The organism is Vibrio sp. 1731, assembly GCF_033339955.1.
Taxonomy (GTDB): Bacteria; Pseudomonadota; Gammaproteobacteria; order Enterobacterales; family Vibrionaceae; genus Vibrio; species Vibrio alginolyticus.
On record NZ_JAWOVO010000108.1, the window covers coordinates 1 to 1,227 of the forward strand.

The following is a 1,227-nucleotide window of genomic DNA, read 5'->3' on the forward strand; positions in this document are numbered from 1 at the left end:
TTTAGTGGTATTGGGCGTCATGGTGGCGTTGGGGATTCAGTGGGGCGTTGGCAAATATTATGAGTATCAACAAGATCTTCAACAAGAGCGACTCGATTATCTAACAACGTACATTTCCGATCTAGATAAGCGGATAGAAGCGATGAAGATCGCGGAGCTTGAACACAGCAAAATCTTGGAACGCTTGAAAGTTGTGGAAGCGTTGCAAAATGGTCGGAATAAAACCACTGATTTTATGAACCTCATGCCTGCTGTTATTCCAGAAGGCGTATATGTCGACAAGATCAAAATGAACGATCTAGAAATTGAAATCTCAGGTATTTCAGACAGTACACCTCGGCTAGCAACCATGCTCGATAACATGGAGCGTTCTGCCAAGCTACTGGACGTTGAAATGCACTCTATCGTGCACGGAAAAGCCCGTTTCGGTAAAGAGTTTCAGACCTTTAAAGTGTCCTTCATGTTCAACACGGTAGAAGAGAAGAAAGAGGGAAAACAACATGGTTAATTGGCAAGATCTAGAAATGGATGAGATTGCTGAATGGCCATTACTGCCTCAGCTTGTAGTGATCTGCCTGCTTGTTCTTCTTATCCAAGGGTTTGGTTATTGGTTTTACTTAAAGCCAGAAGAGGCTCGCTTGAACAATTTGATTCAAGAGGAGCAAACATTAAAAGTGGCATTGCGCATAAAAGCCAACAAGGTGGCTGCATTGCCTCAATTGCAATCTCAACTGGACGAGCTCACTACGCGTTATGAGTTGCTGTTGCAACAACTACCGGCACAAAAAGAGTTGGCCACAATGTTGGCGTCGGTAAACGAACTCGGTATCGACAACAAGTTAACGTTTACTCGAATCGATTGGGGAGAAAAGCAATCTGAAAACTTCCTGTATCGATTGCCACTAAATATCGAGCTAACAGGTGATTTCCACGATATCGGTCGTTTTTCACAGGCCATTGCCACACTGCCACGCATCATCACCTTTAAAGACGTGACTTGGCAGCGTGTCAGCCAAGAGAGTGAAACTTTGCACTTCCGAGTGAGAGCAAACACTTATCAGTTCAAGCCTGAGGAAAAGAAAGATGGGAAATAAATCTTTGCTGACGGTGTTGGTAAGCGCTCTATTGGTCGGGTGCCAGGCGAATGATGAATCATTAACGGATTTTATTCGTGGTGTTGAGAGCCAGGCACGGCGAGATGTGGAGACGCTCAAACCTGCTGACAAA

Annotated in this window: 2 protein-coding genes and 1 pseudogene; all 3 read left to right on the forward strand. The window is 44.6% G+C overall.

What is annotated here, in order from left to right:
- Window positions 1-508, forward strand: a 508-nt coding sequence (locus R7035_RS25515; protein WP_318146356.1) for a PilN domain-containing protein, incomplete at its 5' end; no start/stop codon positions are given.
- Window positions 501-1,094: a type 4a pilus biogenesis protein PilO gene (locus R7035_RS25520; RefSeq protein WP_005496571.1), complete on the forward strand. Its 594-nt coding sequence runs from the start codon at window positions 501-503 to the stop codon at window positions 1,092-1,094. The genes R7035_RS25515 and R7035_RS25520, both read left to right, overlap by 8 nt.
- Window positions 1,084-1,227 (forward strand): annotated as a pseudogene (locus R7035_RS25525) (fimbrial protein); the annotation flags it as partial. The gene R7035_RS25520 and the pseudogene R7035_RS25525, both read left to right, overlap by 11 nt.